Consider the following 25459-nt stretch of genomic DNA (forward strand, 5'->3'; position numbering starts at 1 on the left):
TTCAGGCCTCGTGCGTCGGCTCGCGCCCCATCAGCGCGGCCACCGCCTGCGCCGGCTGCAGGCGCCCGTCGAGCAGGCCTACCACCGATTCGGCGATGGGCATTTCCACCCCCAGCTGCCGCGCCCGCTGCGCCACGGCCCGGGCGCAGTTGACGCCCTCGGCCACATGGCCGAGCGAGCGGACCGCCTCGTCCAGCGTCCGACCCTCGGCCAGCAGCAGGCCCACGCGTCGGTTGCGCGACAGGTGGCCGGTGGCCGTCAGCACCAGATCGCCCAGGCCCGACAGGCCCATGAAGGTCTCGGCCCGGCCGCCCAGTGCGGTGCCCAGCCGGGTCATTTCGGCCAGCCCGCGGGTGATGAGTGCAGCGCGCGCATTGAGGCCCAGCGCCAGTCCGTCGGCCAGGCCGGTGGCGATGGCCAGCACGTTCTTGACCGCGCCGCCGACCTCCACGCCCGTGACGTCATCGTTGCCGTAGACCCGCAGCGCCGGCCCGTGGAAGGCCGCGACCAGGCGCTCGCGCACTTCGGCATCGGCACTCGCCGCCACCAGGGCGGTGGGCTGCGCCTGGGCAACTTCCAGCGCGAAGCTGGGGCCACTCAGCAGGCCTGCGCGCAAGCGCGGCCCCACCTCGGCCTGCACCTCGTGGGGAAAGAGTCCGCTGGCCGGCTCCACACCCTTGCAGAGCCAGGCGACCGGCACGGTGCAGCCGGCCGCGGCCAACGCCGCCAGTTGCGCGCGCAGGGCAGCCATGGGCGTGCCCAGCACCACGAGGTCGGCTTCGCGCCACGCCTCGCGGGCGTCGCCGGACTGGAGAAGAAGAGAGGGAGGGAAGCTCACGCCCGCCAGGTAGCGGGGATTGGCGCGGCTGCGCGCCATGTCCTGAACCTGAGCGGCGTCCCGGCCCCAGAGCACCACACGGTGCCCGGCCGGGTGGGTCGCGGCGCTGATCGCCAGCGCCGTGCCCCAGGCGCCGGCGCCGAGCACGCAGATGCGCATGGCCGCGGACGCCTCAGGCAATTACTGGGCGTTGGCCGGCAGGCCTTGACCGGCGGCCTGGGCCTGCTGCTGTTCGTACATGGCCTGGAAGTTGATCTCGGCCAGGTGCACGGGCGGGAAGCCGCCGCGCTGGATGGTGTCGGCCACGTTGCCGCGCAGGTAGGGATAGACGATCTGCGGGCAGGCGATGCCCAGGATCGGGCCCATCTGGTCTTCGGGCAGGTTGCGGATCTCGAAGATGCCGGCCTGCTTGGCTTCGACCAGGAACACGGTGCGGTCGTCGATCTTGGTCTGCACGGTGGCCGAAACGCTCACCTCGAAGATGCCTTCGGCAACGTTCTGGGCTTCCACACCCAGCTGGATGTCGACGGTGGGCTGGGTCTGCTCCAGCAGGATGGCCGGCGAATTGGGCTGCTCCAGCGACAGGTCCTTGAGGTAGACGCGCTGGATCTGGAAGACGGGTTCTGCGGCTTGTTGGTCGGCCATGGTGCTTGGAGGTGTGTCGGGACAAAAAGGCCCGCGGTCAGCGGGCGCGAAAGCGTTCGATTATGGCCTGTGCCGACGACAGGCCCGGCCGGCCCCAGCCCTCTCAGGCGCCTTGCAGCAGCGGCACCAGACCGCCCCGGCCGTCGAGCGCGATCAGGTCGTCGCAACCGCCGACATGGGTGTCGCCGATGAAGATCTGCGGAACGGTGCGACGCTGGGTCAGGCGCATCATTTCGTCGCGGGCCGCGGGGTCGGCGTCGACCCGGATCTCCTGGATGCTGTCCACGCCCTTGGCCTTGAGCACCTGCTTGGCACGGATGCAGTAGGGGCAGACGGCGGTGGTGTACATCTTCACGGCTTGCATGGATTTCCTCGTGGGCGGGTGAATGCGGGATGGGACGGAAGGCGTTCAGGCCTTGGCGGCCACCTTCTCGACGGGCAGGTTAGCCTCGTTCCAGGATTTCATCCCGCCACCCACGGCTTGGGCCTGTTCGTAGCCCAGTTTCTTGGCGGCGGCGACAGCGCGCTGGGCACGGGCGCCGGTCGCGCACATCAGCAGCACCGGCAGGGCCTTGTTCTTGACCACGCCCGGCAGCTTCTGCTCCAGCTCGGCGAGCGGTACGTTGCGCGCGCCGACGGCGTGGCCGGCGGCGAACTCCTCGGGCTCGCGCACGTCGATCAGCACGCCCTTCTGACGGTTGATGATCTGCACCGCGCCCTGGGCGCTGAGCGAGCCCTGGCCCGCGCCGCGCAGCACCGGCCAGGCCAGCATGCCGCCCGAGCCGAGTGCGAGGAGGATCAGGGCCCAGTTGTCGAGGATGAATTTCACGGGAAGCTTCCGAGATGGCAAACCGGCAATTTTAGAATGGCGGTTTTACTCCGGCGACACGTAAGGGACCCCATGCATAAACTGGTGCTGATCCGCCATGGCGAATCGACCTGGAACCTCGAGAACCGCTTCACCGGCTGGACCGACGTCGACCTGACCGACACCGGCATCGAGCAGGCCAAGCAGGCCGGCCGCCTGCTCAAGGAGCAGGGCCACGACTTCGACGTCGCCTACACCAGCGTGCTCAAGCGGGCCAACCGCACCCTGTGGCATGTGCTGGACGAGCTGGACCGTACGTGGCTGCCGGTCGTCCATTCCTGGCGCCTGAACGAGCGCCACTACGGCGCGCTCCAGGGCCTGAACAAGGCCGACATGGCCAAGCAGTACGGCGACGAGCAGGTGCTGGTCTGGCGCCGCAGCTACGACACCCCGCCGCCGGCACTGGAGCCGACCGACCCGCGCAGCGAGCGCGGCGACCTGCGCTACGCCCGGCTCGACCCCGAGCAGGTGCCGCTGACCGAATGCCTGAAGGACACCGTCGCGCGCGTGCTGCCCTTCTGGAACGAGTCGATGGCCCCGGCCATCCGCGCCGGCCGCCGGCTGGTCGTGGCCGCCCACGGCAATTCGATCCGCGCCCTGGTGAAGTACCTGGACGGCATCTCCGACAGCGACATCGTGGGCCTGAACATCCCCAACGGCATTCCGCTGGTGTACGAGCTGGACGACGACCTCAAGCCGCTGCGCCACTACTACCTGGGCGACGCGGCAGCGGCCGAAAAGGCGGCCGCCGCGGTCGCCTCCCAGGGCAAAGCCTGATTCACGGATACGGACGGAACCCGCGGGGCCATTTCCGCTTCCAAAGTCCGCGTATATTGATTGCCGATTTTGTGAACGACGGATCGGGTCTCCCGAAAGGACGCTGCCCATGGGCCAGAAATTGAAGATCACCGGCTGGATTGCCGCAGGCGCGGTCGCCGGCGCGCTCACCACCGTCTCGCTGCAGACGATGGCGCGCGGGGCCCTGGCGCCACTGCCGCTGGAAGAGCTGCAGCAGCTCGCCGCGGTGTTCGGCATGATCAAGACCGACTATGTGGAGCCGGTGGATGAGAAGAAGCTCATCTCCGACGCCATCTCCGGCATGGTGGCCGGGCTCGACCCGCACTCCCAGTATTTCGACAAGAAGTCCTTCAAGGAATTCCGCGAGGGCACCTCGGGCCGCTTCGTGGGCGTGGGCATCGAGATCTCGCAGGAAGACGGCCTGGTCAAGGTCGTCTCGCCCATCGAGGGCTCGCCGGCGTTCCGCGCCGGCCTCAAGCCCGGCGACCTGATCACCAAGATCGACGACACCGCCGTCAAGGGCCTGACGCTGAGCGAGGCCGTCAAGCGCATGCGCGGCGAGGCGGGCACCAAGGTGCTGCTGACCATCTTCCGCAAGGACGAGAGCCGCACCTTCCCGGTGACGATCACGCGCGAGGAGATCCGCACGCAGTCGGTGCGCGGCAAGGTGATGGAGCCCGGCTACGCCTGGATCCGCCTGTCGCAGTTCCAGGAACGCACGGTCGACGACTTCGCCAAGAAGATCGAAGAGATCTACAAGCAGGACCCGAACCTCAAGGGCCTGGTGCTCGACCTGCGCAACGATCCGGGCGGCCTGCTCGACGCGGCGGTGGCCGTGTCCGCCGCCTTCCTGCCGCAGGGCTCGACCGTGGTGACCACGGACGGCCAACTGGCCGAAAGCAAGCAGGTCTACAAGGCGATCCCCGCCGACTACCAGCGACGCTCGGGCAGCGACCCGCTGCGCAACCTGCCGGCCGGCCTCAAGACGGTGCCGCTGGTGGTGCTGGTCAACGAAGGCTCGGCCTCCGCGAGCGAGATCGTGGCCGGCGCCCTGCAGGACCACAAGCGCGCCACGGTGATGGGCAGTCAGACCTTCGGCAAGGGCTCCGTGCAGACGGTGCGTCCGCTGGGTCCGGACACCGGCCTCAAGATCACCACCGCGCGCTACTACACGCCCAGCGGCACCTCGATCCAGGCCCGGGGCATCGTGCCGAACGTGCTGGTGGACGACACGGCCGAAGGCAGCCCCTTCGCCGTGCTGCGCATGCGCGAGGCCGACCTCGAGAAGCACCTGTCCAGCGGCCAGGGTCCCGAGAAGAAGGACCCCGAGCTGGAGAAGCAGCGCGACGAAGCCCGCAAGCGCCTCGAAGAGGAAACCAAGAAGTCGCCGCAGGCACGGGTCACGCCCGAGTTCGGCACGGACAAGGACTTCCCGCTGATGCAGGCAATCAACCAGCTCAAGGGCCAGCCCGTGGTCGCCAGCAAGACGCAGGTGATCGTGGAGAACAAGGAAGAGAAGAAGGAAAACTGAGGCGTAGCGCCCCGGCTTCCGCGACGCATCGGCCTCCCGCGTGGAGGCCGATGTCTTTGTCGGGACCGCCGAAGCGCCTGCGCCCCGCCGAGCCATGGACGACCAAGACCTTCTGCGCTATTCGCGCCATATCCTGCTGGAGGAGTTCGGCATCGACGGGCAGGAGCGTGTGTCGGCCGCCCATGCCCTCGTCATCGGTGCCGGCGGGCTGGGTTCGCCCGTGGCGCTGTACCTGGCGGGCGCAGGCGTGGGGCGGATCACCCTGGTGGATGACGACGTCGTCGATGTGACCAACCTGCAGCGCCAGATTGCCCACAGCAGCGCGCGGGTGGGGATGCCAAAGGTGGAGTCGGCGGCCGAGGCCATGCGGGCGCTCAATCCCGGGATCGACATCCGCACGGTCCGCGCCCGCGCGGATGGCCCGCTGCTGGAGGAACTCGTGCCGCAGGCCGACGTGGTGCTGGACTGCAGCGACAACTTCGAGACCCGTCACCGCGTCAATGCCGCCTGCGTCGCCCATCGCAAGCCGCTGGTGGCAGGCGCGGCCATCCGCTTCGACGGCCAACTGTCGGTGTATGACGCGCGCCAGCCGGACAGTCCCTGCTATGCCTGCCTCTTTCCGCCCGATGCCGAGTTCGAGGAGACACGCTGCGCGGTGATGGGCGTGTTCTCCCCTGTCGTGGGCACTCTGGGCACCTTGCAGGCGCACGAGGCCCTCAAGCTCGTCGCCGGCATCGGCGGCACGCTGACGGGCCGCCTGCTGATGTTCGACGGCCGGGCGAGCCGCTTCGACACGCTTCAGGTGCGGCGCGATCCTGAATGCCCTGTCTGTGGGGGCATGCACCGCAAGGTGTGAACGCTCAGCGGCGCACGGCCTTGGCCCGTTCCGCCGCCTTGGCCGCCTCGCTCGACTCGGGCCGGCGTGCTTCCGCCAGTGCACCGGCGCAATCGGCGTCCTCGCCCGGCCCCGTCTCCACCGTGGCCGCCAGCGCCAGCAGCGGGTTGATGGCGCCGAGTGCCAGGGCCGCAACGCCGCGCGCGACCAGCGGTGCGGCTTCCACACCCGGGCGGGGATCACCGAAATGTCCACGCACCGTCAGGGGTGTGCGCAGGCTCAGGATGCTCTTGTCCTTGGGCTGCGGCCGGATGACGAAGTCCAGTGTCTCGTCCTTCAGGCTGGCCTGTCCGGTCGCCGTGAACAGCGTGTCGTCGGTGTCGAAGATGAGCGTGCGGCCGTTCATGACGCCCTTGTTCACGTCGAAGGCCAGCGCCGCGCAGCGCATGCGCACGTTCTTGTCGCCGCGCAGCAGAAATTCCAGCACCTCGCCTCCGTCCAGGCCGGCGATCTCCAGCAAGAGGTTGCTGAACTGTCCGCGCCCCGTCATGGCCGCCACATCGCCGGAGGCCGCACCGAGCCAGTTGGCGACGGACGTCCCCTGCCCCGCCAGGTTGATGCGGCCATCCAGCCGACCCAGGCTGCTCTTGGTGGATTCGACCTTGGGAATCAGCTGATTGAGCTGCAGCGCCTTCACGTCCAACGCCATGCGGATGTCGGCCGGGTTGCGCGAACCGTCGATGCGCACGGCACCCTGGATGCTGCCGCCCGCCACGCCCAGGTCGAGCGGCTTGAGCGCCAGCACGCCGTCGTTGAGCGCCACCTGCACACTGCCACGTTGCAGCGGCACCTCGCGCACATTGCGGATGCGCTCCGCGGTGTAGCGCACATCGGCGTCCATGGCGCGAAGCCGTTCGAAGTCCAGGGGCGCGGTCGGCAGCACCCGGACGTCCGCGCCACGGCGGCGGGTCTTCTCCAGCGTGACGGGCGCCTCCACGCCATCGACGGCCTTGGCCGAGCGTTCCGTCGGCGGCAGACCGATGAGCGGGCCGAGGTCGTCCATGTCCATGACCTTCGACGAGAGCTTGCCGCTCAGTTTCGGACGGGAAGCGCCCTTCTCGAACTGCATCTCGCCGCCGATGTCCGACAGCCCGAGCTTGCCCGACAGCTTCTGCGCCTGCCAGGTGTTGCCGGTCTTGAGCAGGCGGCCTTCGACCTGGTAGGGCGAGGTGTCCGGCAGCGCCACGCCGATCAGACGGTAGAGATCGCCCAAGTTGCGGCCCTTCAGCCGCACCTTGGCATCCACGCCATCCAGTTCGGTGAGTGCGGCCATGCTGCCTGAAGCATCCAGGCGGGTCCCGCCAGCCGTGGCGTGGATCTCGAAAGGAAAGGGCGGCACCCCGGCCTGAGTGAGCAGCAGCACATTGCCCGTACGGCCCTGGGCACTCAGCGGCTGGGACTGGTAACGCCCCTTCATCTGGTAGGAAAGGGGCATGTCCCCCTTCTGGGTATCGAAGGCGAAGTCGACCCGCATGTCCACGCCCAGGTGCTTGGCCAGGAAATCGAGATGGCCGCCATCGACCTGCAGCACGCCGATGCGCGGCGTGCTGCCGCGACCCGCTTCGCCATCGTCGCCTTTCTCGAGGGCCCAGGTCTTGCGCCCATCCTCTTCCATCTGCAGGCCGATCCGGGGGGCGCTCAACATCAGCCGGGGAATGTCCACCTGCTTGCGCAGCAGCGGCCAGATACGGATGTCGATCTCGGCCTTGTCGGCGCCGACCAGGAGTGGGTCCCTTGCCCACCTGGGGTTATCGAACTCGACGCCATCGAGCGTGATGCGCGCCGTGCGCAGGCCCGGCTTCACATCGAGGTGCCGCGTGATCTCGAAACGCCGCCCGGTCTTCTCGCTCACGTAGCGATTGATGGGACCGCGCAGGACATCCCATGGGAAGAACAGGACGATCAACACTACCGCGACGATCAGGATTGCGAGCGCGATCAGGATGCGCCGCAGCCATCGCCCGCCGCGAGGTGGTACAGCGGCAGCGGGGGCTGCGGCGGTGGATGGATGCATGGAATGCGGCCGTCCGCCTCAAGGGCCGACGAAGAACGACAACCAGCCCTTGCCCACCCCGCCCGGGGCATCGGCGGTGACGGCGTTCACCAGGTGCAGTTCGGCCGAGCCCGGTTCGCCCTGCACGACCACCCATGCCGCGAGCAAGGCGAGACCGCCTGCCAACAGGAAACCCAGAATGCCTTTCATGGTCCACCTCTCGGATGCCGTCATCATGTTGATTGCAAGGCGCAAGCGGTGATGGCTGGCCCAGCGGACCATCCCAACGCCCACGGCCGGATTGAACGAATGACGTGAACATAATTCCCACCACTGTGGCCGCAGGTCGGCCGGCCGCCGCACCCCCTGTGCGCAGACACCTACGGCGGCATCGTCGGCACGCTCCTACAGCAACAGGCCATCCGGGATTGCAGGGTCGGCAGGGCGCGCTTCTACGATCTATCCAGTACCAGCATCGGGTCGCCACTCCCTGCCTGTTGCCGCAAGCGCGGCACCGGCCCTGGCCGGCCCCCTCACCCATCATGAGCGGCAGACTGCATACCTACATCGTCGAAGACAACGTCACCATCCGCGAGAACCTGGTGGGAACGCTCGAAGAACTCACGCCAGTGAGCGCAGTGGGCTATGCCGAGACCGAGACCGACGCGCGCCAATGGCTGCGCGACCATCGCGGCGACTGGCAACTCGCCATCGTGGACCTGTTTCTCAAGGAAGGCAGCGGACTGGGTGTGCTCAACGCCTGCCGTGAACGCAAGCCGCAGCAGAAGGTGGTGGTGCTGAGCAACTACGCCACGCCAGACATCCGCCGCCGCTGTGCACAGCTGGGCGTGGATGCGGTCTTCGACAAATCCAACGAGATCGATGCCCTGGTCGACTATTGCCTGTGGCAATCCCAGCAATCGACCGCGCACTGAGCCGCGCAAAAAGAAAAGACCGCGCGAGGCCAGGCCCGGCGCGGTCTGCAACAGGGGCTGCGCCTTGCGGGCGTTGCCCTTGCCGATCAGTCGATCAGCTTGTTCTTGAGCGCGTAATAGGTGAGGTCGCTGTTGGACGAAAGATTCATCTTCTCCATCAGGCGCGTACGGTAGGTGCTGACCGTCTTCACCGACAGCGAGAGCGTCTTGGCGATCTCGCCCGCCGTCTCGCCCTTGGCGAGCTTGAGGAACACCTGGAATTCGCGCTCCGACAGCTGCTCATGCGGCGCGGCATCATCCTTGCGGTCGAGCTGGCGGGCCAGCAGTTCGGCCACCGCGGGCGTGATGTAGCGACGGCCCAGGGAGATGGTGCGGATTGCGTTGACGATCTCCATCGGGTCGCAGTCCTTGTTGAGGTATCCGCTCGCGCCCTGACGGATGAGGTTCATCGCGTAGTGCTCCTCCGGATAGCCGCTGAGGATCAGGATGCCCACGTCGGGTGCCTTGGCCCGAATCATGGCCAGGGCATCGATGCCGCTCTGACCGGGCATCGACAAGTCCATCACCAGCACATCCAGCTCGGTGGTGCGCACCAGCTCGATCGCCTCGCGGCCCGTCGCGGCTTCCCCCACCACACGCAGGTCCACGTGCTCCGAGAAAAACTGCTTCAGTCCGGACCGGACGATCGCATGGTCGTCCACAATGCCAATCTTGATCATTTGTTGCCTTTGTCGAGTCGCAGCGGCTTATTGCCACCGCCAACACAGCTTTCGTTGACAAACATTATTCAATAAATAGACGGCCCGATTCCCCCTCACGCATGCTGAAACACAAGCTGTCGCTGTTGGCTTACAAGAAGAAAGCCTTGAGTCTGAGCCTCGCCATCCTGGCGGCGTTCGCGCTCGTGGCTTTCAATGAATCGGGTTATCACCGGTCCACCCGTGCTCTGGAGGAAATCGGCCGCGCGCAGGAGGCGCGGCTGTCCATCCACCTGCTGTTGCGCTACACGCTGGACGCCGAGACGGGCACCCGCGGGTTCATGCTCACGGGCGACCCCCGCTATCGGGAGCCCTATGACCTCGCGGTTGCCGAACTGCCCAAGCAGATGGACCGCCTGCGCATGCTCTATGCCGACAAACCCATGGAGCGCAGCCATCTCGCCGCACTGGGCAACCACCTGTCGCGCAAGCTGGCCGAGATGGAATTGACCGTGCGCATGCTCAGCACCGGCAATGCGGACGCCTCGCGCTTCGTGCTCAGCACGGACGTGGGTCGGGAGGAAATGCAGGGCATCCGCCAGGAGGCCGATGCGCTCATGGCGTTCAGCACCCGGTCGGTCGAGGAAGGGCGACTGCAGATCTCGCAGGCCCTGGGCCTGGCCCGTGTGGGCATCGGCCTGATCGTCCTGGCGGCCCTGCTGGCCTTCGTGCTCTATCTTCGCCAGACCTCGGCACTGCAGCAGGCCAACGACCGCCAGCAGCAGGCCCTGCAACGCGAACGCAACTCGCTGGAGCTGGAAGTGCGCGACCGCACGGCGTCGCTGGCCGAACTGGCGACGCACCTGCAGGAGGTGCGGGAGTCCGAGCGCGGCTACCTGGCCCGTGAACTGCACGACGAACTGGGCGCCCTGCTCACGGCCGCCAAGCTCGATGTGGCGCGGCTCAAGTCGCGCCTGGGCGATTCGCCGGATGCCGCCCAGCGCCTGGCCCACCTGACCGAACTGCTGAATTCGGGCATCGCCCTCAAGCGGCGCATCATCGAAGACCTGCGGCCCTCGTCGCTGTCGAACCTCGGCCTGGTGGCCTCGCTCGAGATCCTCGGCCGCGAGTTCGCCGAGCGCTCGGGCATCCAGGTCGACATGGCGCTGGAGCCGGTCGAACTGGACGAGTCGCGCCAGCTCACCATCTACCGCATGGTGCAGGAAGGCCTCACCAACATCGGCAAGTACGCCCAGGCCCAGGAGGCCACCATCGTCCTCAAGGACTATGAGAACCATGTCGAGGTGGAAGTCAGCGACAACGGCCGGGGCTTCGACCTGCAGCAGCAGGCCGCACGTGCGAGCCACGGCTTGGCCGGCATGCGACATCGCGTGCAGGCCGCAGGCGGCAAGCTGTCGGTGGACAGCAGTCCGGGGCATGGCACGCGCCTGCATGCCGTGATGCCCAAGCAGTAGGGCAGCGACCGCCGCAAAGGCGCATCCAGCCCTCTTGGGCCACCCGATTCGTCGCTTTCCTACGCCCCCCGGACCCTGCTGCTGACAGGTCCGGGGCGGGCCTGCTCCTTAAGCTCTCGTCATCGGCAAACACAAGGTGCCTTCAACCGCGGTCCCGCTCCAGGGTACCGGTGGGCACCGGCATGAAAGGAGCCTGCCATGCTGCACTACACCGTCGTCTTCCTCGTCATCGCACTGGTGGCCGCGCTGTTCGGCTTCGGCGGCATCGCCGCCGGCGCCGTGGGCATCGCGAAGCTCCTGTTCGTGATCTTCGCCATCCTGACGATCGCCAGCTTCATCGCGGGTCTGTTGCGCCGGCGTTGAGGCGCTAGCATCTTTGCACGCCGGCCACGGCCGGCGGGCTGACTTCTTTCCCATCCCATCCACAAGGACTTCTCCATGAACTCGACCGCCAAGACCCCCTCCCAACTTGCTGACGAACTGCGCGGCGCCGCCCAGGATGCGGCCGAGAGCACGCGCACCTACGCCAAGAACGCCGTCGATGCGACTGGCCAAAAGGTGCGGCAGCTGCGCGGCGAGGTGGAGCCGACGGTGGAACAGATCGCTTCGCGCGTTCAGCAGGCCGTCCAACGCGGCCTGGAAGCGGCATCGAAGACCACCAGCCGTGCCCAGGAACGTTTCGGCGAGGCCGCCACGGTGACGACCCGCTATATCGCCGACCAGCCCGTCCGTTCCGTGCTGATTGCTGCGGCGGCGGGTGCCGCGATCACCGCGCTCATCGTGCTTGCCAGCCGCCGCAGCGGCGACGACTACTGATCGACGCCCAGGCGTACCGACCACCGCACATGCTCCATCCTGTCATTTCCGCAGCCCTGCGACATCCTGCGCTGGTCGGGCGCCATCTCTTGAATTACGTCGCCCTGGCCAAGGTCGAGGTGGCGGAGGCCGGCCGCTCGGTGGTGACGCGTGCCATCGGCGGCGCCATCGCCCTGCTCGGCGCCTTGTTCACGCTGGGGTGGGGTGGCGTGGCTGTGATGCTGGGCGTGCTCCACGGGCGCTTCGAGTGGGTGCTGCTGATCGTGCCCGGCGTGGCACTGGTCCTGATGCTCGTGGGGATCGCACTCGCGTTGAGGCCACCTCAGCTCCCCCTCTTTGCCGGACTGAAGAACCAGGCGGCCGAAGATATGCAGGTACTCCACGCCCTCTCCGAAAGCAGCCATGCCGATCGCTGAACGCATCGATGACACCGCGCTGCCTTTGACACCCGAGCAGCGCCTTGCCCAATCTCGGCTGGCTTTGCTGGATGCGCTCATCCCGCCTCCTCCGCCGCAGCGCGGCCACGCGACGGGTTCAAGGCAAGGTGTGGCGGCGCGGGGCGCGTCCGTGCTGCGAAAGCTGCCCTGGCTGGACATGGGCCGCAAAATGGCCCAGCGCTGGTGGCAGCGGCATCCCCTGCACGCCGCCGGGCAGCTTGCGCACCCTCTGTTGCAGGGCTACGCCAGCCGGCATCCTGCCAAGCTGGTGGCGGGAGCGGCTGCGGCGGGTTCGGTGCTCGCGCTGACCCGCCCATGGCGGCTCTTGTCCGGCACCGCGCTGCTGGCACTGCTGCTGCGCACCTCCGATGTGGCCGACCTCATCACCACCTTGGCCATGTCCCGCCCAGAACCAGAACCTCCCCCACGAAAGGAAATGCCATGAACGACACCCTTGCAGCCCGCCAGCGCCTCGAACTCGACCAGAAGGCCATCGATGCCGCCGCCAAGAGCCTGGACGATGGCGCCGTGACGCCCAGCTACGGCCCCTGGCGCGACGACATCGTCAAGCTGCTCAATGACGCGCTCGCCACCGAACTGGTGTGTGTGCTGCGCTACAAGCGCCACTACTTCACCGCCAAGGGCGTCGAGTCGCCGGCGATTGCCGACGAATTCCTGGTGCATGCGAACGAAGAGTCCGCTCATGCCGACCGCATTGCCGAGCGCATCGTGCAACTGGGCGGCGAGCCCAACTTCCAGCCCGACAGCCTGTCGAAGCGCAGCCATGCCGACTACGACGAGTCGAAGGATCTGCAGGCCATGGTGCGTGCCAACCTCAAGGCCGAGCGCATCGCGGTCGAGAGCTATCGCCAGATGGTGGCCCTGATCGGCGACAAGGACCCGACCACCCGCCGCATGCTCGAGGAGATCCTCGCCGACGAGGAAGAGCATGCTGACGAGTTGAGCGACTGGATGGGCCAGTAAGCCCTCGTCCGCTCACAGCGCGCCGGTCAGGCGCCGACGATCCAGCCTTCGAGCGGGTCCATCCGGGCCGGGAGTCCATACCCCGGCCCTTTGCTTTGGGCGCGCTGCGCGCCCCAGGCTGCCAGCATGAGGCATAGCACGGCGTCCAGCGAGTCCCCGCTGCCATCGCAGGCCAGCACTTCGCGGAGCTCGCTCGACAAGGCGAGGCGCAGGCCCAGCCGCCCTTTGCCGGCCGCCAGATGGATGAGCAGGCGCTGCCGGGCCTCCAGGCGATCAGGCGTCTGCTTGGCGCGCTCGTCGCTCTTGTAGCTTTGCGTGCCGAGCAGGTCACGCGCCACCAGCCCGGGATAGGCCTCCAGCGCGACCTTGGGCGAGCCCGGCGTGCCGCCCTGCCCCGGCAGCCGCGCGCCAGCCGCCAGGAGTCGCGGCACGCCCGCATGCATCATCCAGGCGACCGGGGGATTGACCCACTTCATCGAGGGGCTCGAACCGGCCGGCCGGTCGGTGGCGCGGTGGGCGAACTTGCCGCCCACCGGGCGTGCGGCGCAGAAGGCGATGAATCGCTCACGCAGCTCGGCACGGCTCCATCCGCCGTAGACCGCCATGCAGGCCGTCCAGTCCAGCGGCCAGCCCTGGGCCAGCACGAACTCCCGCGGCAGGCCAAAGGGAAAGTCGAAACCGCCGACCCACGCCGGCTCGGCGGCGAGGCGGTCGGTCCAGGCGTCCAGCGTCGGAAAGCATTCCAGCGCCTCGACGATCACCTCGTCGCCATCGCACCGCCCCCAGGCCAGCACGATGGGCTTGCGGCGCGTGGGCGTGCTCGAGAAGTCGCAGCCGACCAGGCGCATCGCCCGCTGGACTGCCGCCGCGGCAGCGATGACCTTCAGGGCCTGCCGACGATGGCAGCCGTGGCCATCAGCTCTTCGAGAAGCGCCAGAGAGACCTTGCCCGAAACGGCATACGGATCAAGCTCGGGTCGCTCGGAATACTTGAGCACCGTACTCGCGTTGAGCTTGTTGAGATTGACCTGGCCCATGGTCCAGCCACCGAATCGGCGCTCCTGGATCTCTTCGTAGTGCAGCAGCACCACGTCCTTGTGGCGAGGGTCCCGCAGGATGTGGGCGTAGAGGGCATTGACCGCCGTGCGTCCGCCCTCGAGCGCCTGCAGGAACACGCCACCCCCGTAGCAGAGGATGCCCGTGATACCGGACGCCATGTTGTGGGCCCGCCCGGTGGACAGGATGCTGTCGAGCGCGCCCGGCGACACGTCGACGGCGCGGCTGGCGTAGAGAAGGCGCACGAGCATGGCATCACCCCTTGCGTGGAAGCAGCGCGAGGAATTCGCGGCGCAGGTTCGGGTCCTTGAGGAAGACGCCGCGCATGACGGAATTGATCATCTTGCTGTCCGTCTCCTTCACGCCGCGCCACTGCATGCAGAAATGCTCGGCCTCCATCACCAGGGCGAGGCCGTCGGGCTGGGTCTTCTCCTGGATCAGGTCAGCCAACTGCACCACGGCCTCTTCCTGGATCTGCGGCCGGCCCATCACCCATTCGGCCAGCCGCGCGTACTTGGACAGACCGATCACGTTCGTGTGCTCGTTGGGCATCACGCCGATCCACAGCTTGCCCATGATGGGGCAGAAGTGGTGGGAGCAGGCACTGCGCACCGTGATCGGGCCGACGATCATCAACTCGTTCAGCCGCTCGGCATTGGGGAATTCGGTGAGGCTGGGCCCCTGCACGTAGCGGCCGCGGAACACCTCGTTGAGGTACATCTTGGCCACGCGGCGGGCCGTGTTCCCCGTGTTGTGGTCGCTGTCGATGTCGATCACCAGGCTGTGCAGCACATCGCGCATCTTGACCTCGACCTCGTCGAGCAGCGCCTCCAGCTCGCCCGGCTCGATGAACTCGGCGATGTTGTCGTTGGCGTGGAAGCGATGGCGTGCGGCCTTCAGGCGCTCGCGGATCTTGACGGAGACGGGCGTGCCCTCGTCGCTCGCCGCAACGGCGGAACGGTCCTCAGGCTGGGCGGGGATCAACATGGGGCGGAATCGTAACAGCAGGGTTTTTTCACCACGGGCGCGCGGCGCCCAATCCCACGTACCGCCATGGGCCGCTGTGATCCGACCATGGTGCGCCTCGCGTAGCGCACCACGGCTGCCTGCACATTCAGTCCAACGCGAACTCGGCCACCAGCGGCAGGTGGTCCGACATGCGGGCCCAGATGCGCCCGCGCGGCACCGACAGCGACACGGGCCGCAGCCCCCGGCCGTAGATGAAGTCCAGCTGCGCCAGCGGCAACCGCGAGGGATAGGTCGCGCAGCGCGGCATCACCAGATCGACCAGGCCAACATCGTTCATGGCGGGCCGCATGCGCGCACCCCAGTCGTTGAAGTCGCCGGCCACAACGAGCGGCTCGCCGGGGGGCACCTCGCGTTCGATGTAGCGCTGCAGCTGCGCCACCTGCCGCACCCGGCTGCCACGGATCAGCCCCAGGTGCACGACGATGGCATGCACCGGCTGGCTGCCGAGGGTCACTTCCACATGCAGCAGGCCGCGCTGTTCGAAGCGGTGGTCGGACATGTCCTCATGGCCATGGCGCACCACCGGCCAGCGCGTGAGCAGCGCATTGCCGTGCTCGCCGTGGCGGGTGTAGGCATTGGTCTCGTAGACGGCCCGGTAGCCCTCGGGGCAGAGGAAGTCGGCCTGCGGCTGCTCCGGCCAGCGGGCGAAGCGGCGCTCGCCCTGGCGGTTGAGCTTGCGCACTTCCTGCAGGCACACCAGGTCGGCATCGAGCTGCTCGACCGCATGGCCCAGGTTGTGGATCTCCAGCCGCCGCGCCGGGCCCACGCCCTGCACGCCCTTGTGGATGTTGTAGGTGGCCACCCTCAGCGTCGACAGGGCGCCGAACTCGCTTTCGGCCCGCCCGGGATCGCTCGTGGCATGCGCAGCAGTCATGCGCGAAATTGTGGCAGCAGCAGGATGGCTTCCGCGTTGGAAGGGGAAAAGCAGGCGTCGGCCGCCTCGCGCCAGGGCAGCCACTGCCAGGCATCGTGCTCGCGCGGTGCCAGGACCGGCGTGACGGCCTCGGGCACGCACAGGCCGAAGAGGTGCTCGGTGTTGCGCGTCACGCCCGGCGCATAGCGGTGCTGCCAGCGGGGATAGATGTCGTAGACGTTCTCGAGGCCCCAGTCCTGCAGGGGCAGCGGCGTGCCGGGGCCGCAGCGGATGCCGGTCTCCTCGGCCACCTCGCGCACCGCGGTGGCGGCCCAGCTTTCCTCGGGCCAGTCCTTGCTGCCGGTCACCGACTGCCAGAAGGCGGGCGCGATGCCGGCCCGGCGGATCAGCAGCACCTCCAGCGCCGGCGTGTGGATGACCACCAGCACCGACTGCGGGATCTTGTAGGCCGGCAGCGTTGCGTCTGGAACCATGGTGTGCCGACCGCTGTGCCCGGCTGCCGCGCCCCTGTGCAAAGGAGCACGGCAGCCGGGGGCCGCGCGTCAGGCGGCAGGTTGCGCGTTGCGCAGGCGGATATGCAGCTCGCGCAGCTGCTTCTCGTCCACGGCGCTCGGCGCCTGCGTCAGCAGGTCCTGCGCGCGCTGCGTCTTCGGGAAGGCGATCACGTCACGGATCGAATCGGCGCCGGTCATCAGCATGACCAGGCGGTCCAGGCCGATGGCGATACCGCCGTGCGGGGGCGCGCCGTACTGAAGCGCGTCCAGCAGGTAGCCGAACTTCAGCTGCGCGTCCTCGGCCGAGATCTTGAGGGCGCGGAACACCTTGCTCTGCACCTCTTCGCGGTGGATACGCACCGAGCCGCCGCCCATCTCGATGCCGTTGAGCACCATGTCGTAGGCCTTGGCCAGGCACTTCTCGGGTGCCGTGTCCATCAGGTCCTCGTGGCCGTCCTTGGGGCTGGTGAAGGGATGGTGCACCGCGCTCCAGCGCTGGTTGTCCTCGTCGAACTCGAACATCGGGAAGTCCACCACCCACAGCGGTGCCCAGCGATCCTCGAACAGGCCGTTCTTGCGGCCGAAGGCGCTCTGGCCGATCTTCACGCGCAGGGCGCCGATGGCGTCGTTGACCACCTTGGCCTTGTCGGCGCCGAAGAAGATCAGGTCGCCGTTGCGCGCGCCGGTGCGGGCGATGATCTCGCCCAGGGCGTTGTCGTCCAGGTTCTTCACGATCGGGCTCTGCAGGCCCTCGCGGCCCAGCGACCAGTCGTTGACCTTGATGTAGGCCAGGCCCTTGGCGCCGTAGATCTTGACGAACTCGGTGTAGCCGTCGATGTCGCCACGCGACAGGCCGCCTTCGGCCGCGCCGCCACCGGGCACCCGCAGGGCCACCACGCGGCCACCGTCCATGTTGGCCGCGCCGGAGAAGACCTTGAACTCCACCCGCTTCATCACCTCGGTCAGCTCGGTGAACTCGAGCTTGACGCGCAGGTCGGGCTTGTCGGAGCCGTACTTGAACATGGCGTCGCCGTAGCTCATGACCGGGAACACGCCCAGGTCGATGTCGGCCACGTTGCGGAAGACGTTGCGGATCATGCCCTCGAACATGTCGCGGATCTCGTCCTCGGTGAGGAAGGAGGTCTCGATGTCGATCTGCGTGAACTCGGGCTGGCGGTCGGCGCGCAGATCCTCGTCGCGGAAGCACTTGACGATCTGGTAGTAGCGGTCGTAGCCCGACACCATCAGCATCTGCTTGTAGAGCTGGGGCGACTGCGGCAGCGCGTAGAAGGCACCGTCGTGCACGCGGCTGGGCACCAGGTAGTCGCGCGCACCCTCGGGCGTGGACTTGCCCAGCATGGGCGTCTCGATGTCGATGAAGCCGTTGGCGTCGAGGAACTTGCGCGCCTCCATCGTCACCTTGTAGCGCGTCATCATGTTCTTCTGCATCGCAGGGCGGCGCAGGTCGAGCACGCGGTGCGTGAGGCGCGTGGTCTCGGACAGGTTGTCGTCGTCCAGCAGGAAGGGCGGCGTGACGGAGGGGTTGAGCACCTTCAGCTCGTGCGCCAGCACCTCGATCTTGCCGCTCTTGAGCCCGTCGTTGGTGGTGCCCTCGGGCCGCGCGCGGACGATGCCCTTGACCTGCACACAGAACTCGTTGCGCAGGCCTTCGGCGGCGGCGAAGGTGGTGGCGCGGTCGGGGTCGCACACCACCTGGACGTAGCCTTCGCGATCGCGCAGGTCGACGAAGATCACGCCGCCATGGTCACGGCGGCGATTGACCCAGCCGCACAGGGTGACGGTTTCGCCCATCAGGGCCTCGGTCACGAGACCGCAGTAGTGAGAACGCATGGCCATGCTTTGCTTCCTGCGCCCCGCGCGGGGCGCCTTCTTGTTTGTGATGTCAGGATTGCTTGGTGGGCAGCGCGGCAGGGCCGCCCGGCACCACCACGCCCATCGAGACGATGTACTTCAGCGCCTCGTCCACGCTCATCTTCAGCTCGATGCAGTCGCTGCGCCGGAGCATGACGAAGTAACCGCCCGTGGGGTTGGGCGTGGTGGGCACGTACACGCCCAGGTAGTCGCCATGCAGGTGGTTGATCACGTCGCCACCGGGCGCGCCAGTGACAAAGGCGATGGTCCACATGCCCTCGCGCGGCCACTGCACCAGCACCGCGGTGCGGAATGCGTTGCCGCTCTCGGAGAACAGCGTGTCCGAGACCTGCTTGACGCTGGAGTAGATGGAGCGCACCACCGGGATGCGGCGCACCAGTGCATCGCCCCAACCCAGCAGCCGCTTGCCGATGAAGTTGCTGGCGACGGCACCGACCGCCAGCAGGATGGCCAGCGTGAGCAGCACGCCCAGCCCGCGGATGCGGTGGGCGGACAGCCATTCCTGCCAATCCTCGGGCAGCAGCCACAAGGTCTGATCGAGGGTGCCGACGATCCAGTTGAGCACGCCCAGGGTCACGGCCAGAGGCACGATGACCAGGAGGCCGGACAGGAGCCACTTGCGCAGGGCGAGCATGGTGCGGTGTGCGAGGCGAGGGTCAGTCGGCCTTGGCGGCAGGCGCCGGAGCCGGGGCGGGCGCAGCAGGCGCCGGCGAGGCCGCTGCAGGCGCGGGCGCCGCGGCATCACCGCTGGCGGGGGCCGGCGCCGGGGCGTTGCCGCCGGACTTGGCGGTGTTGGAGCCGCCCTCACGGAAATCGGTGACGTACCAGCCGGAGCCCTTGAGCTGGAAGCCGGCAGCGGTCAATTGCTTGCTGAACGAGGCCGCACCGCAGGAAGGGCAGACGGTGAGCGGCGCATCCGACATCTTCTGCAGCACATCCTTGGCAAAGCCGCAGGCGCTGCATTTGTAGGCGTAGATGGGCATGGAAAAAGCTGCTGAAAAGACGTGAAACGGGCGGCCGGCGGCCGCCGCGCAAAGCCGACGATTATAGGCGCCGACCCCGGGCTTTCCCCAGCCGGACGCCTCGACGGCCTGCCCTTGTCGCGCCTTATTCCCCGGCCAGCATCCGGTGCGGCATGCGCCGGTTGGCCACCCACTGCGGCATCAGGGAGCCCACCACCATGCCCGCCGCGGAGGCGAGGACGCCGGCCAGCTGCGCCGGGAACACCTCGCCCCACGGCAGCGCCAGGCCGGCCAGCCAGACGCCGACGCCCAGCAGCACGGCGGCCACGGCACCTTGCGTGGTGGCCCGGTTCCAGTACAAGCCAAAGACCAGCGGCACGAAGGCGCCGACCAGCGGCACCTGGTAGGCGCCGGACACCAGCTCGTAGATCGAGGTGCCCTGCATGCGGATGGCATAGGCCAGCACCGCCCCACTGAACACCAGCACGGTGATGCGCATGGTGCGCAGGTTTTCGCGGTCCGTGCCCTGGGGACGGAACTGGCGCCAGATGTTCTCGGTGAAGGTCACGCTGGGTGCCAGCAGCGTCGCCGAGGCGGTGGACTTGATGGCCGACAGCAGCGCGCCGAAGAAGAAGACCTGCATGATGAAAGGCATCTTCTCCATCACCAGCGTGGGCAGCACCTTCTGCGGATCCTCCTTGAGCAACGCCGTGGTCTGCTCGGGCATGATGATCAGCGCGCTCGCCACCAGGAACATGGGCACGGCTGCGAACAGGATGTAGGCCACGCCGCCGATCACCGGGCCGCGCGTGGCAGCCTTCACGTTGTTGGCCGACATCACGCGCTGGAACACGTCCTGCTGCGGAATGGAGCCCAGCATCATCGTGATGGCCGCAGCGAAGAAGAAGACGATGTCGTGCCAGCTGGGCTCGGGCCAGAACTTGAAGAGCTCCTTGCTCGCCGCCAGGTCGATCACCTTGTCGGCGCCGCCGGCCATGTTGCCCGCAAAGACCGCGATGATCGACAGGCCCGCCACCAGGATGATCATCTGCACGAAGTCGGTGACGGCCACCGACCACATGCCGCCGAAGAGCGTGTACGCCAGGATGGAGATCACGCCGATCACCATGCCCCCCGGCACGCTCACCGCGCCGCCCGACAGCAGGTTGAACACCAGCCCCAGCGCCGTGACCTGCGCCGACACCCAGCCCAGGTAGCTCAGCATGATGATCAGCGAGCACACCACCTCGATGAACCGGCCATAGCGCTCGCGGTAGTAGTCGCTGATGGTCAGCAGCGTCATGCGGTAGAGCTTGCCGGCGAAGAACAGGCCGACCAGGATCAGGCAGGTGCCGGCGCCGAACGGGTCTTCCACCACGCCGCCCAGGCCGCCCTCGATGAACTTGGCCGGGATGCCCAGCACCGTTTCCGACCCGAACCAGGTGGCGAAGGTGGTGGTCACGATCATGAACAACGGCAGATGCCGGCCGGCGATCGCGAAGTCGGTCGTGTTCTTCACCCGCCGGGCCGCGTACAGGCCGATGCCGATGGTGACCAGCAGGTAGACGATGACCAGTGACAGCAGCACGACGGGTTCTCCTCGATAAAGGCTTGTTGTTGGAACCGGAAGGAAAAGGCGGGAAAGTGCTCAGAGCCAGTGCAACCGTGGCAGCACCTGCATGACCAGCACGCCCAATACAAAACCCGTGCCACCCCAGATCACGGCCTGCAGCAGCCGGTGGGTGCGCTTGTGCGCGGCCAGCAGTTCCTGCAGCTCGCGGCGGTCGTCGCCGGGACGCTGCGCCAGGTAGTCGTGCAGCAGGCGCGGCAACTGCGGCAGCAGCTTGGCGTAGCGCGGGCCCTCGGCGCGCAGCTGCTCCCACAGCTTGCGCGGGCCGATCTGATCGGCCATCCACTTCTCCAGGAAGGGCTTGGCCGTGGCCCACAGGTCCAGCTCGGGGTCGAGCTGGCGACCCAGGCCCTCGATGTTGAGCAGCGTCTTCTGCAGCAGCACCAGCTGCGGCTGGATCTCCACATGGAAGCGACGCGAGGTCTGGAACAGGCGCATCAGCACCATCCCCAGCGAGATCTGCCGCAGCGGCCGGTCGAAGTAGGGCTCGCACACCGTGCGGATGGCGGCCTCCAGTTCGTCGATGCGCGTGCCGGGCGGCACCCAGCCGCTTTCCAGGTGCAGCTCGGCAACGCGCTTGTAGTCGCGGCGGAAGAAGGCCGCGAAGTTCTGCGCCAGGTATTCCTTGTCGGACTCGGTGAGCGTGCCCACGATGCCGAAGTCCAGCGCGATGTAGCGGCCGAAGGTCTCGGGCGCCAGACTCACCTGGATGTTGCCCGGGTGCATGTCGCCGTGGAAGAAGCCGTCGCGGAACACCTGGGTGAAGAAGATGGTCACGCCGTCGCGGGCCAGCTTCTTGATGTCCACGCCGGCCGCACGGATGCGGTCGAGCTGGGCGATGGGCACGCCCTTCATGCGCTCCATCACCATCACTTCGGGATGGCACCAGTCCCAGAACATCTCGGGGATCAGCAGCATGTCGAGCTTGGCCATGTTGCGCCGCAGCTGGGCGGCATTGGCCGCCTCGCGCACCAGGTCCAGCTCGTCGTGCAGGTACTTGTCGAACTCGGCCACCACCTGCCGCGGCTTCAGCCGCTTGCCGTCGGCCGACAGGCCCTCGACCCAGCCGGCCATCATGGCCATCAGCTCCAGGTCCTTGTCGATGACCTTGCGCATGCCCGGGCGCAGGACCTTGACGGCGACTTCGCGCAGGCTGCCGTCGGGCAGGCGCAGGGTGGCGAAGTGCACCTGCGCAATGGAGGCACTCGCCACCGGCGTGGTGTCGAACTGCTCGAAGATCTCGGCAATGGGCCGGCGAAAGGCACGCTCGATGGTCGCCACGGCAATGGCCGAGTCGAAGGGCGGCACCCGGTCCTGCAGCCAGGCCAGTTCGTCGGCGATGTCGGGCGGCAGCAGGTCGCGCCGCGTGGACAGCACCTGGCCGAACTTGACGAAGATCGGGCCCAGGCTTTCGAGTGCCTCGCGAAGGCGTTGCCCGCGCGGCGCCTCCAGGCGCCGGCCCAGCGTCAGGATGCGCGCCAGCCGGCGAATCAGCGGATTCTGGAAGCTGGTGAGGACGAGCTCGTCCAGGCCGTAGCGCAATGCGACCCAGACGATGAAGAAGCCGCGGGCGATGCGCCTCATTCGGCGCTGCCGCCGGAAGACCGCGGCCGTGCAGCGCGGTCCACGAACTGGCGCAGCGTGCCAGCCACCTTGCGGGCCGCATTGCCGACGGCGTGGGCCGGCGCATCGCCGATCAGGCGCGCCAGGTCGTCCTCGACGTCCCAGCGCACGTGGTCGACCAGCCAGTTGACCTCGGCGGCCAGCTGCACGTCCCCCTCGATCTCGACCTTGGGCTTGTCGCCGCGCAGCTGGGCGCCGGCCAGGGCGAACGGCGAGTTTTCGGCGATGGTCAGCGTCAGGTCGGGCAAGGCCGCCTCGGGTGCCACGTCGAGCAGGCCGGCCGGCGTGGCGACCAGGCGCATGTGCATCGTGCGCCAGCGGAAGAGCACGACCCGCCCCTTCTGCCGCGCCAGGCGATCCTGCGCCTCAGGCTCCTGCTGCAGCACATGGTTCAGGAAGAGCACGGCGCGGTGCTGGACTTCGTGGATGGCCCAGGCCGGCGGCTGAAGGCGCTCGCCGATGCGCTCGAACAGCGATTCCACAAAAGCAAATGGGGACGATGGTGTGACCATGTCCCCATTATCTGGTGGCGGGCCCCTGCCGATGCAGAAACCCGGGCCCGTCCGACGGGCCAATGCGCCTTATTGGAGCGCCTGCACACCGGCCACAAGCCAGCCGCCGCCGTGGGCGGGCTTGCTCATGTTCCAGACCTCGCGGAAGGGGCTGGGGCCGGCCGAGTCGTCCTCGCGGATCATGCCCGAGAACTCCACGCTGGCGAGGTAGACGTCGGGCATCTCCTCGATGCCCAGCAGCTTGGCGTCGAGCATCACCACTTCCGTCTTGTTGGGACGGCCACCGGAGCTGCGCTCGCGCTCCTCCAGCTGGGTGCGGATCTCTTCGACCATGCTGTCGGTCATCATGGAACGCAGCGCGGGGATGTCGGCACGGTCCCAGGCATGCTGCAGCGTCACGAAGTTGCGCTTGGCCGCAGCCAGGAACCCGTCGGCGTCGAAGCCATCCGGCACGCCCCACCCCTGGGCCCCTTGGAGGGCCGAGCCGATGCTCACGCCGGTCGCGCCGGCCAGGGTCGAAGCCGACCCTGCGTTGCCACCCGCGGCAGCGCCGTCGAAAGCCGCCTGCTGACGCTCCCACGGACGGGCCGACGCGTCATTGCCGACGTTGTTCGGGCTGTAGCTGCGCGGCATGCTCGGCGAACCGGCTGCGCCAGCGCCCTGCATAGCCAGTTGGCCAGCGGCGCCGCGCGAGCGGTTGCTCAGCACGCGCCAGATCACCACGGCAGCAAGGACCAGCAGCGCGATCAGCAGGAAGTTGCCGAAGGCGGCGCCCAGGCCCAGCGAATTGGCCAACCAGGCCAGGCCCAGGCCGGCTGCAATGCCACCCAGGATGCCGGCCCAGGGCCGCTTGGGCGCTGCCTGCGCCGCGCCGGCCGGCGTCCCCGGCCTGGCGGCGGGCGCCGCGTTGGTCGCGTTCTGGGTCGGGGCGCCCGGTGCGGCCGTCGGCGCGGCCTCACGCTGCGTCACGTTGTTGGACTGCCGCCCCATCGACTTGCCCCCACCGAGCCGCTTGGCGTCGGCGTCCAGGCTCACGACGGCCATCGACGCACACACCAGCAGCACGGCCCACAGATTTCGCTTCATCGTCCAGTCTCCTTCCGGATACGAAACATCAGTTTCAGATCGACTCGTAGTTCTCTTGTTGTGTGAATAGCGAGCACGCCACTCCCCTTGCACCTGACGGCCGCATGCAATGCGGCCGGGCCGGTCAGCCCCTCAGCACTTGATTCCAACATGCAGGGCGACCACGCCCCCCGTCATGTTGTGATAGTCCACATGTCCGAAACCGCCCTCTTTCATGAGGGTCTTGAGCGACTCCTGGTCCGGATGCATCCGGATGGACTCGGCCAGGTAACGGTAGCTGGCGTCGTCGCCCGCCACGGCCTTGCCCAGGCGCGGCAGCACGTTGAAGGAATACCAGTCGTAGGCCTTGCGCAGCGGCTGGGCCACCTGCGAGAACTCCAGCACCAGCAGCTTGCCGCGCGGACGCAGGACGCGGTTCATCTCCTTGAGCGCCGCGTCCTTGTGCGTCATGTTGCGCAGGCCGAAGGCCACGGTGACGACGTCGAAATGGTTGTCCGGAAAGGGCAGCTTCTCGGCATCGCAGACCGTGGTGGGCAGCACCACGCCGGCATCCAGCAGGCGCTCACGGCCGGTGCGCAGCATGGCCTCGTTGATGTCGGTATGCACCACCTGACCGCTGCGGCCGACCTTCTTCGCGAAGGCCAGCGCAAGGTCGCCCGTACCACCCGCGATGTCCAGCACCTTGGAGCCTTCGCGCACATTCGCGACCATCACGGTGTACGCCTTCCATGCCCGGTGCAGGCCCATGGACATGAGGTCGTTCATCAGGTCGTAGCGCGGGGCCACGGAATCGAACACGCCGCGCACGCGGCGCGCCTTGTCGCTTTCGTCGACGGTCTCGAAACCGAAGTGGGTGGAACTCATGGGTCCGATGTTAGGCGGATCGCCCGGCCTTCCGGCCGACGACCCTTGACATGCGGCGGACATTCGCGCAAAGCGCGAAGCGCCCCGCGCTCAGGAAGGACTGCAGGTGGAGGGGCCCGACTTGGGCATGGGCGCATCGCGATCGGCACCGGCCTCGACGATGCGACGCTCGTACTCGGCCCAGTGCTCGGCCTGGCGCGCGCCCAGGTCGTACAGCAGGTCCCACGAGTAGATGCCGCTCTCGTGCCCGTCGCTGAAGAGCGGCTGCACGGCATAGTGGCCCACCAGTTGCAGGTCGACGATCTCGACCTCGCGTTTGCCGGTCTGCAGGATCTCCTGGCCCGGCCCGTGGCCCTTCACCTCGGCCGAGGGCGAGTTGATGCGCAGCAATTCGTAGGGGATGCGGAACACCGCGCCATCGGAAAAGCCCACTTCCAGCACGCGCGACTGCGCATGCAGGGTGATGGATTCGGGCGTCGGTGCGCCGGGCGTCAGACCTGCCATGCGGGGAATTCCTTGCTCAT

Annotated in this window: 31 protein-coding genes; 10 read left to right on the forward strand and 21 right to left on the reverse strand. The window is 67.7% G+C overall.

Annotation, left to right across the window (positions count from 1 at the left end):
• Position 1: 1 nt before the first annotated feature.
• The 4 genes from KBC94_RS25020 to KBC94_RS25035 all read right to left on the reverse strand — a co-directional run bounded on the left by KBC94_RS25020 (position 2) and on the right by KBC94_RS25035 (position 2312).
• Positions 2 to 997: an NAD(P)H-dependent glycerol-3-phosphate dehydrogenase gene (locus tag KBC94_RS25020; protein WP_294377046.1), complete on the reverse strand. Its 996-nt coding sequence runs from the start codon at positions 995 to 997 to the stop codon at positions 2 to 4.
• A gap of 21 nt (positions 998 to 1018) precedes the next feature.
• Positions 1019 to 1483 carry a protein-export chaperone SecB gene (gene secB / locus KBC94_RS25025; RefSeq protein ID WP_017761773.1) on the reverse strand — a complete coding sequence of 155 codons (465 nt, stop codon included), beginning with the start codon at positions 1481 to 1483 and terminating at the stop codon, positions 1019 to 1021.
• Positions 1484 to 1586: 103 nt separating this feature from the next.
• The gene (grxC, locus tag KBC94_RS25030) at positions 1587 to 1847 is read right to left on the reverse strand and encodes a glutaredoxin 3 (RefSeq protein WP_017761772.1); all 261 of its coding nucleotides are present in this window, start codon (positions 1845 to 1847) and stop codon (positions 1587 to 1589) included.
• 45 nt (positions 1848 to 1892) lie between these two features.
• Entirely contained in the window at positions 1893 to 2312 is a 420-nt protein-coding gene (locus KBC94_RS25035) for a rhodanese-like domain-containing protein (protein WP_294376849.1), read from the reverse strand.
• A 72-nt stretch (positions 2313 to 2384) separates the two neighbouring features.
• On the opposite strand from KBC94_RS25035, the gene gpmA reads away from it, so the two are divergent.
• The 3 genes from gpmA (at position 2385) to moeB (ending at position 5536) form a co-directional block, all read left to right on the forward strand.
• Entirely contained in the window at positions 2385 to 3128 is a 744-nt protein-coding gene (gene gpmA / locus KBC94_RS25040; RefSeq protein WP_294376851.1) for a 2,3-diphosphoglycerate-dependent phosphoglycerate mutase, read from the forward strand.
• Between the two features lie 109 nt (positions 3129 to 3237).
• Positions 3238 to 4680 carry a S41 family peptidase gene (locus KBC94_RS25045; RefSeq protein WP_234197668.1) on the forward strand — a complete coding sequence of 481 codons (1443 nt, stop codon included), beginning with the start codon at positions 3238 to 3240 and terminating at the stop codon, positions 4678 to 4680.
• A gap of 94 nt (positions 4681 to 4774) precedes the next feature.
• Positions 4775 to 5536 carry a molybdopterin-synthase adenylyltransferase MoeB gene (gene moeB / locus KBC94_RS25050; protein WP_294376853.1) on the forward strand — a complete coding sequence of 254 codons (762 nt, stop codon included), beginning with the start codon at positions 4775 to 4777 and terminating at the stop codon, positions 5534 to 5536.
• 4 nt (positions 5537 to 5540) lie between these two features.
• Here moeB and KBC94_RS25055 read toward each other — a convergent pair whose 3' ends face one another.
• Positions 5541 to 7589, reverse strand: a complete 2049-nt coding sequence (locus tag KBC94_RS25055) for an AsmA family protein (protein WP_294376856.1) — start codon at positions 7587 to 7589, stop codon at positions 5541 to 5543.
• Positions 7590 to 7607: 18 nt separating this feature from the next.
• Positions 7608 to 7778 carry a hypothetical protein gene (locus KBC94_RS25060; protein WP_155946965.1) on the reverse strand — a complete coding sequence of 57 codons (171 nt, stop codon included), beginning with the start codon at positions 7776 to 7778 and terminating at the stop codon, positions 7608 to 7610.
• A 332-nt stretch (positions 7779 to 8110) separates the two neighbouring features.
• On the opposite strand from KBC94_RS25060, the gene KBC94_RS25065 reads away from it, so the two are divergent.
• Positions 8111 to 8503 carry a response regulator gene (locus KBC94_RS25065; RefSeq protein WP_294376862.1) on the forward strand — a complete coding sequence of 131 codons (393 nt, stop codon included), beginning with the start codon at positions 8111 to 8113 and terminating at the stop codon, positions 8501 to 8503.
• An 86-nt stretch (positions 8504 to 8589) separates the two neighbouring features.
• Here KBC94_RS25065 and KBC94_RS25070 read toward each other — a convergent pair whose 3' ends face one another.
• Positions 8590 to 9222 carry a response regulator transcription factor gene (locus tag KBC94_RS25070; protein ID WP_017761764.1) on the reverse strand — a complete coding sequence of 211 codons (633 nt, stop codon included), beginning with the start codon at positions 9220 to 9222 and terminating at the stop codon, positions 8590 to 8592.
• Positions 9223 to 9323: 101 nt separating this feature from the next.
• Between KBC94_RS25070 and KBC94_RS25075 the strand changes: the two genes are divergently transcribed.
• From KBC94_RS25075 to KBC94_RS25100, 6 genes are all read left to right on the forward strand, one after another.
• Positions 9324 to 10676 (forward strand): CHASE3 domain-containing protein, encoded by a 1353-nt coding sequence (locus tag KBC94_RS25075; RefSeq protein ID WP_017761763.1) that lies wholly within the window; start codon positions 9324 to 9326, stop codon positions 10674 to 10676.
• Between the two features lie 198 nt (positions 10677 to 10874).
• Entirely contained in the window at positions 10875 to 11039 is a 165-nt protein-coding gene (locus KBC94_RS25080) for a DUF1328 domain-containing protein (RefSeq protein ID WP_017761762.1), read from the forward strand.
• A 75-nt stretch (positions 11040 to 11114) separates the two neighbouring features.
• Positions 11115 to 11492 (forward strand): hypothetical protein, encoded by a 378-nt coding sequence (locus KBC94_RS25085; RefSeq protein WP_017761761.1) that lies wholly within the window; start codon positions 11115 to 11117, stop codon positions 11490 to 11492.
• A 29-nt stretch (positions 11493 to 11521) separates the two neighbouring features.
• Positions 11522 to 11908 carry a hypothetical protein gene (locus KBC94_RS25090; protein ID WP_294376870.1) on the forward strand — a complete coding sequence of 129 codons (387 nt, stop codon included), beginning with the start codon at positions 11522 to 11524 and terminating at the stop codon, positions 11906 to 11908.
• Positions 11895 to 12374: a hypothetical protein gene (locus KBC94_RS25095; RefSeq protein WP_294376873.1), complete on the forward strand. Its 480-nt coding sequence runs from the start codon at positions 11895 to 11897 to the stop codon at positions 12372 to 12374. The genes KBC94_RS25090 and KBC94_RS25095 overlap by 14 nt, the downstream gene beginning before the upstream one ends.
• Positions 12371 to 12913 carry a ferritin-like domain-containing protein gene (locus KBC94_RS25100; RefSeq protein ID WP_294376875.1) on the forward strand — a complete coding sequence of 181 codons (543 nt, stop codon included), beginning with the start codon at positions 12371 to 12373 and terminating at the stop codon, positions 12911 to 12913. The genes KBC94_RS25095 and KBC94_RS25100 overlap by 4 nt, the downstream gene beginning before the upstream one ends.
• Before the next feature lie 26 nt (positions 12914 to 12939).
• On the opposite strand, the gene KBC94_RS25105 is transcribed toward KBC94_RS25100, so the two are convergent.
• From KBC94_RS25105 to KBC94_RS25170, 14 genes are all read right to left on the reverse strand, one after another.
• Entirely contained in the window at positions 12940 to 13761 is an 822-nt protein-coding gene (locus KBC94_RS25105; protein ID WP_294376877.1) for a DUF429 domain-containing protein, read from the reverse strand.
• 35 nt (positions 13762 to 13796) lie between these two features.
• The gene (locus tag KBC94_RS25110) at positions 13797 to 14219 is read right to left on the reverse strand and encodes a BLUF domain-containing protein (protein ID WP_294376880.1); all 423 of its coding nucleotides are present in this window, start codon (positions 14217 to 14219) and stop codon (positions 13797 to 13799) included.
• A 4-nt stretch (positions 14220 to 14223) separates the two neighbouring features.
• Entirely contained in the window at positions 14224 to 14955 is a 732-nt protein-coding gene (gene folE, locus KBC94_RS25115; RefSeq protein ID WP_294376882.1) for a GTP cyclohydrolase I, read from the reverse strand.
• A 127-nt stretch (positions 14956 to 15082) separates the two neighbouring features.
• Complete coding sequence (locus tag KBC94_RS25120; protein ID WP_294376886.1) at positions 15083 to 15871, reverse strand: endonuclease/exonuclease/phosphatase family protein; 789 nt, start codon at positions 15869 to 15871, stop codon at positions 15083 to 15085.
• Complete coding sequence (gene nudB, locus KBC94_RS25125; protein ID WP_294376888.1) at positions 15868 to 16344, reverse strand: dihydroneopterin triphosphate diphosphatase; 477 nt, start codon at positions 16342 to 16344, stop codon at positions 15868 to 15870. The genes KBC94_RS25120 and nudB overlap by 4 nt, the downstream gene beginning before the upstream one ends.
• A 69-nt stretch (positions 16345 to 16413) precedes the next feature.
• On the reverse strand, positions 16414 to 18222 hold the full coding sequence (aspS, locus tag KBC94_RS25130; protein WP_294376891.1) for an aspartate--tRNA ligase: 1809 nt from the start codon (positions 18220 to 18222) through the stop codon (positions 16414 to 16416).
• 46 nt (positions 18223 to 18268) lie between these two features.
• Complete coding sequence (locus KBC94_RS25135; RefSeq protein WP_294376893.1) at positions 18269 to 18892, reverse strand: DUF502 domain-containing protein; 624 nt, start codon at positions 18890 to 18892, stop codon at positions 18269 to 18271.
• Positions 18893 to 18914: 22 nt separating this feature from the next.
• Positions 18915 to 19241, reverse strand: a complete 327-nt coding sequence (locus tag KBC94_RS25140; protein WP_294376895.1) for an FmdB family zinc ribbon protein — start codon at positions 19239 to 19241, stop codon at positions 18915 to 18917.
• 124 nt (positions 19242 to 19365) lie between these two features.
• Positions 19366 to 20808 (reverse strand): sodium:solute symporter family protein, encoded by a 1443-nt coding sequence (locus KBC94_RS25145; protein WP_294376896.1) that lies wholly within the window; start codon positions 20806 to 20808, stop codon positions 19366 to 19368.
• A 60-nt stretch (positions 20809 to 20868) separates the two neighbouring features.
• Positions 20869 to 22434, reverse strand: a complete 1566-nt coding sequence (ubiB, locus tag KBC94_RS25150; protein ID WP_294376900.1) for a ubiquinone biosynthesis regulatory protein kinase UbiB — start codon at positions 22432 to 22434, stop codon at positions 20869 to 20871.
• On the reverse strand, positions 22431 to 22985 hold the full coding sequence (locus KBC94_RS25155) for an SCP2 sterol-binding domain-containing protein (RefSeq protein ID WP_294376902.1): 555 nt from the start codon (positions 22983 to 22985) through the stop codon (positions 22431 to 22433). The genes ubiB and KBC94_RS25155 overlap by 4 nt, the downstream gene beginning before the upstream one ends.
• A 69-nt stretch (positions 22986 to 23054) precedes the next feature.
• Positions 23055 to 24071: a TIM44-like domain-containing protein gene (locus KBC94_RS25160; RefSeq protein WP_294376907.1), complete on the reverse strand. Its 1017-nt coding sequence runs from the start codon at positions 24069 to 24071 to the stop codon at positions 23055 to 23057.
• 132 nt (positions 24072 to 24203) lie between these two features.
• Positions 24204 to 24935: a bifunctional demethylmenaquinone methyltransferase/2-methoxy-6-polyprenyl-1,4-benzoquinol methylase UbiE gene (gene ubiE / locus KBC94_RS25165; RefSeq protein WP_017761574.1), complete on the reverse strand. Its 732-nt coding sequence runs from the start codon at positions 24933 to 24935 to the stop codon at positions 24204 to 24206.
• A 90-nt stretch (positions 24936 to 25025) separates the two neighbouring features.
• Complete coding sequence (locus KBC94_RS25170) at positions 25026 to 25439, reverse strand: DUF971 domain-containing protein (RefSeq protein ID WP_114802832.1); 414 nt, start codon at positions 25437 to 25439, stop codon at positions 25026 to 25028.
• Positions 25440 to 25459 lie beyond the last annotated feature (20 nt).

The sequence above is a fragment of the Pseudacidovorax sp. genome (genome assembly GCF_017991995.1).
GTDB lineage: Bacteria > Pseudomonadota > Gammaproteobacteria > Burkholderiales > Burkholderiaceae_C > Xenophilus.